General features: G+C 59.6%; 4 protein-coding genes. All 4 read left to right on the top strand.

Features of this window, described 5'->3' with window-relative positions; all coding sequences use genetic code 11:
- Nucleotides 1-78: 78 nt before the first annotated feature.
- The 4 genes from KYE_RS20880 to KYE_RS08915 are packed head-to-tail and all read left to right on the top strand — an operon-like array spanning nucleotide 79 to nucleotide 4,972.
- On the top strand, nucleotides 79-1,041 hold the full coding sequence (locus KYE_RS20880; RefSeq protein ID WP_008172531.1) for an HlyD family secretion protein: 963 nt from the start codon (nucleotides 79-81) through the stop codon (nucleotides 1,039-1,041).
- A gap of 6 nt (nucleotides 1,042-1,047) precedes the next feature.
- A complete protein-coding gene (locus KYE_RS08925) occupies nucleotides 1,048-2,778 on the top strand; it encodes an ATP-binding cassette domain-containing protein (RefSeq protein WP_008172530.1) in 1,731 nt (576 codons plus the stop codon).
- Complete coding sequence (locus KYE_RS08920; protein ID WP_008172528.1) at nucleotides 2,775-3,869, top strand: ABC transporter permease; 1,095 nt, start codon at nucleotides 2,775-2,777, stop codon at nucleotides 3,867-3,869. Before KYE_RS08925 ends, KYE_RS08920 begins: the two co-directional genes overlap by 4 nt.
- Entirely contained in the window at nucleotides 3,869-4,972 is a 1,104-nt protein-coding gene (locus tag KYE_RS08915; protein ID WP_008172526.1) for an ABC transporter permease, read from the top strand. Before KYE_RS08920 ends, KYE_RS08915 begins: the two co-directional genes overlap by 1 nt.
- Nucleotides 4,973-5,007: the final 35 nt, after the last annotated feature.

The following is a 5,007-nucleotide window of genomic DNA, read 5'->3' as shown; positions in this document are numbered from 1 at the left end:
GATCTCATTGGCTGGAGTGAGAGGCAGTGGCCCTGATCCCGGCTCCAACCTGAACAGTAATGTCATAAGGAGTGTTTGGTGAAATCCCAATCCTGGCTCTGGTCTCTGATAGCGGTGTTGGTGCTCGCCGGCGGTTCTTATGGGGTTTTTGTTCTGTTTGGGGAAGAGCCCTTGCCGCAGGGAATCGTCTATGGCAATGGCCATATCGAGGGGCGGGAAGTGCGGATCGCGGCCGAAGTGGCCGGTCGGGTCATCGAGCACCATCTCGCGGAAGGCAGCAAGGTTTCGGCTGGCGACACGGTAGCCGTGATCGACCCCGCCGATGCCAGAGACCGCCTGCGCTCGGCACAGGCCGAGCTGGCCTCGGCGCGGGAAGTCCGTGACGGCTTCGACAGCCAAATCACCACCTGGCGTCATCATCTCAAGAATGCCGAGAAACAACGGCAGCGGATCCGGGACTTGCGGTCCCGCAATCTGGCCAGCTCGAGTGATCTGGATCAGGCGGAAAATGCCGTCAGTGAGGCCCGGGGCCGACTTGAGTCTCTCCAGCGGCAGAAGGATGCCGCCGAAGAACAGGTGGCTGCAAGGGCGGCGCAGGTGGCACTGGCTGAATCGCAACTGGACAAAGCGGAGGTTGCCGCGCCGCTCTCCGGAACCATCCTGATCCGGGCGGTGGAGACGGGAGAGGTTGTCGATACCGGCCAGCCGCTGGCCACGATGGTGAATCTGCAGCAGCTCGAACTCAAGGTCTATGTCCCCGGTGATATCCTCAACCGGATCAGCTTGGGGGATCCCGCCAGAATCCGCGTGGACGGTTTGCCCGGGGACTTTTCCGCCAAAGTCGGCAGGATTGACGATTTCGCCCAGTTCACCCCCCGCGATGTCCACATGCCCGACGAGAGAGTTCGGATGGTCTATGGCGTTACCCTGGTGCTGGATAATCCGGCCGATGCTCTGAAACCGGGTATGCCGGCAGATGCCTGGATTCGCTGGGATCCGGACGCCGAGTGGCCAGCGACCCTCTCGGTTCCGGCGCGCTGAGCCGTCATGTCTTCCCCGGAACCCATCGTCGCCAAAGGCCTTGGCCGCCAATTCGGAGACAATGTTGTCATCGAGCCACTGGATGTTTCCGTTGATCGCGGCCAACGAGTGGGCATTGTCGGTGCTGATGGCGCTGGCAAGACGACGCTGTTACAGATGTTGGCTGGCATCCTGGACCCCACTGTGGGGGAATGCCGGGTCCTGGGCTTCGATACCCGTCGTGAGGCCAAGCAGGTTGCTGCCCGGATTGGCTATATGTCCCAGGGATTTACGCTTTACGATCGACTCAGCGTCAAGGAAAACCTGAGCTTTGCCGCTCGCATCCGGGATGTGCCCGACGAACTCTATCGGGAGCGTTCAGAAAGGTTGCTATCCATGTCGGGGCTTGGCCGCTTTACTGACAGGCCCGCCGCCAAACTGTCCGGTGGCATGCGGAAAAAGTTGTCGCTATGTACCAATCTGGTCCATGAACCGGAGCTGCTGATCCTTGACGAACCGGGGCTCGGCGTCGACCCCCTGTCCCGGCGCCATCTCTGGACCATGCTCGACCGCTTCCGGTCGCAGGGCCTGACCATGGTTGTGGCTACCTCCTACATGGACGAGGCGGAGCGCTGCGACAGGATACTGCTGCTGGAACAGGGCCGCGTTCTTGCGGATGGGTCGCTGGAAGAGCTGCTGAGGCCCGCCGCCGGAAGGGTGTTCACTGTAAATGCTGGAGATACCGGACGAGGCTTGCGGGAGTTGTCCGGCATCCTGGCTCAAATTGACAGCGTCCATTCAGTGCAGTGGTTGCCGGATCACCTGCGACTGGTGATGAACGCGGACATCGCTGAAAACCAGCTCGCCGAGTTATTGCCCGAGGGAACCCACCTGGCGGCGGCCGAGCCCCGGCTCGAGGATCTGTTTGTGCTGCGGACGGACAGGAGGGCCGGCGAGCAGCAGTTTCCGGAATTGGCCCGGCAAGACAGGGGAAAAGAGGAAGGGCTGGTGGCCACCGGCCTGAGCGTCCGCTTCGGACATTTCAAGGCCGTTGACCGGGTGAGTTTCGAGGCGCCATCTGGCGAACTGCTTGCGTTGCTGGGGCCCAACGGGGCGGGCAAGACAACCCTGATCAGGGCCTTGTGCGGGCTGGTGGCCATCGATGAGGGCAACGCCCGGGTGGCCGGGGTGAGCTCCGGCGGGGGTAGCACCGCATTGCGCCGGCAAATTGGTTATATGTCACAACGGTTTTCACTCTATCTGGAACTGACCCCCTGGGAGAATCTCCGCTTCTTTGCCAATGCCTACGGCCTGGCCGGAGGCGCGGCGCGGGCTGCGATCGACTGGGCCAGGGAAGTAACGGGGCTGACAGATATTCCCGACAAGCTCACCGGTGATCTTTCAAGTGCCTTGCGCCAGCGTCTGGCGCTGGCCTGCAGCCTGCTTCACCGGCCCCGGGTCTTGTTCCTTGATGAGCCCACCTCGGGTGTCGATCCCGTCGCCCGGTACCGTTTCTGGCGGGTTATCCGTGAGCTGGCCGCCAGCGGTATGACCGTGCTGGTCACTACCCACTACCTGGAGGAAGCGGCCTATTGTGATCGTTTGGCGTTAATGCTGGACGGGCGGCTGCTTGCACACGGTAGCCGATCATCGCTGAATCATTCGCTCGGCCTCGAAGCCGACGCCACGGTGGAGATGCTCTTCACGGCGGCCATAGAACAGGCGGGAACGGCCAATTCCCGGGCGTTGGGACCATGAAGGCTCATCGGCTTGGAGCCCTCATCGTCAAGGAAAGTCGCGAGCTGATTCGCGACCCGGTTACCATTGCGTTGGCCGTGATCATGCCGCTGATCATGCTTTTTCTGTTCGGCTATGCGGTCAATCTGGATGTGGAACAGGTTGCCGTGGGCATTTACGATCTGGACAACACGCCGGCAAGCCGCGACCTGTCAGCCCGTTTCGACAGCTCGCGGTATTTTCAATTAGAGCAGAAAACGACCGATCTCCGCGATCTGGAGTCGGCACTGCAAAGCTCGACCATCAGCATGGGCGTGGTGATTCCAGCCGGCTTGGCCCGGCAACTGCTCAGAGGCGACGAGGCGCCTGTCCAGGTGATCGTGGACGGCGGCTATCCTGTTCTGGGTCGATTGGCATCGGCCTATGCCGAGGCGGTAATCGCAAATTTCCCCGCCCCGCGTCAGAGCGCCGTCCGGGTCCAGGCCAGGGTCTGGTTCAATCCCTCCCTGCGCAGCGTCAATTTCGTCATCCCCGGGTTATTTGCCGTGATCCTGATGGCGTTCCCACCCCTGCTGACCGCCCTGGCGATCGTGCGTGAGAAAGAGACCGGTACGATTGAGCAGATCTATGCATCGCCGGTCACCTCAACCGAGTTTGTTGTCGGCAAGCTGGTGCCCTACGGTCTGGTGGCTTTCCTGGAGATTCTTATGGTCATGGTGGTGGGGTTTGCCTGGTTTCAGGTCCCCATTGCCGGCAGCCCGATACTGCTGCTGACGTCCGCTTTCGTTTATGTGCTGACCACGGTGGGTATCGGCCTGTTGGTCTCATCCCTGGTCCGTACCCAGTTGGCGGCCATGTTGATAACGCTGATTGTCACCTTGATGCCGTCGTTTTTGTTTTCCGGTTTTCTGTTCCCTCTGTTCACCATGCCTCTTGCCCTGCAACTGTATAGCTGGCTTTTCCCTGCCGGTTATTTTATGGAAATCTCCCGGGGCATCGTACTGAAATCAGCCGGCCTTGAAGCCGTTCTGCCAAATCTGATGATGTTGATCGTCTATACGGTCCTGGTATTTGTCTTCGCGGCCTGGCGAATGAAGCAGAAGGTGGCCTGATGGGAATTGCCTTATTTGGTTTGTTGCGCAAGGAGCTCGTGCAGTTCTTTCGTGACCGGTTGATACTGACCCTGATACTTTGGCTTTACACCATTGAAGTCGTCATTTGTGCCGTTGCGCTCAGTTTTGATGTAAGCCACCTGCCCCTGGCGGTGGTGGACGAGGATCGCAGCGCCTTGAGTCGCTCGTTGATCCAGAAATTTGCGGTGAGCGAAACCTTCGACCTGAAATTTCAGGAAACCCGTGTGGCAACCGCCACTGACCTCCTGGAGAAAGGCGATGCCACCATGGTGTTGGTCGTTCCCGCCGGGTTCGAAGGTGCTCTTCTCGCTGGCAAGAGTGCTCAGCTCCAGTTGCTCCAGGACGGCACCAATTCCAACATTGCCGCCAATGCCGTCAATGATGCTCTGCAGATCGTCCAGCGCCAGGAGCGCGAAGCGCTCCCTGCTGCCGGGAAGAAGGGGGTCGCGGTACCCCTGATCCGTATCTGGTATAACCCCGATCTGACAACATCGGGTTTTATCGTGTTATCGATGATTGCTCTGGCCGGTATGATGGTGGGCGTTATTCACCCGGCCGCCTCTATTGTCCGGGAAAAGGAGCGAGGCACTATCGAGCAGCTGCTGGTGACGCCCATTTCCACCCTGGAACTGTTCCTGGCCAAGGTCACACCCACGCTGATCATGGGCGTACTGTCCATCTTTCCGAGTTTGGTGATTGTCAGAGTCTTTGATGTGCCCCTTCAGGGCAGTCTGCTTTTATTTCTGGTGCTGACCGCCATCTTTTTGCTCAGTGCGATTGCGCTGGGCGTACTGATTGCCGCCTACAGCCGGACCCTTCAGCAGGCGTTGCTGCTCTCCTTTTTCGGACTTTTCCCGCTGATGTTCCTGTCGGGCAGTTTGACGCCGGTAGAAGCCATGCCGCCTTTCCTGCAAAGCCTCTCCCTGCTGAGTCCACTGCGTTATTACATGGATATCATCGTCGGTATTTTCCTCAAAGGCGCCGGCCTGGCGGTTCTCTGGGATGAGGCTCTCGCCTTGCTGGTAATCGGTGTCACGCTGTTTATTTTCTCCCTTTGGGTCTTTCGACGCCGGGTACAATGAGATCGGTTGGGTGAGTGCCTGACGTTTGTCGCTAC

The organism is Marinobacter manganoxydans MnI7-9, from assembly GCF_000235625.1.
Classification (GTDB): Bacteria; Pseudomonadota; Gammaproteobacteria; order Pseudomonadales; family Oleiphilaceae; genus Marinobacter; species Marinobacter manganoxydans.
This window is presented reverse-complemented; position numbering and strand designations above follow the sequence as displayed.

What these genes read in the sequence shown, in the direction of transcription:
- KYE_RS08920 (WP_008172528.1), top strand. Translation starts at nt 2,775, where the DNA reads ATGAAGGCTCATCGGCTTGGAGCCCTCATCGTCAAGGAAAGTCGCGAG.
- KYE_RS08915 (WP_008172526.1), top strand. Translation starts at nt 3,869, where the DNA reads ATGGGAATTGCCTTATTTGGTTTGTTGCGCAAGGAGCTCGTGCAGTTC.
- KYE_RS08925 (WP_008172530.1), top strand. Translation starts at nt 1,048, where the DNA reads ATGTCTTCCCCGGAACCCATCGTCGCCAAAGGCCTTGGCCGCCAATTC.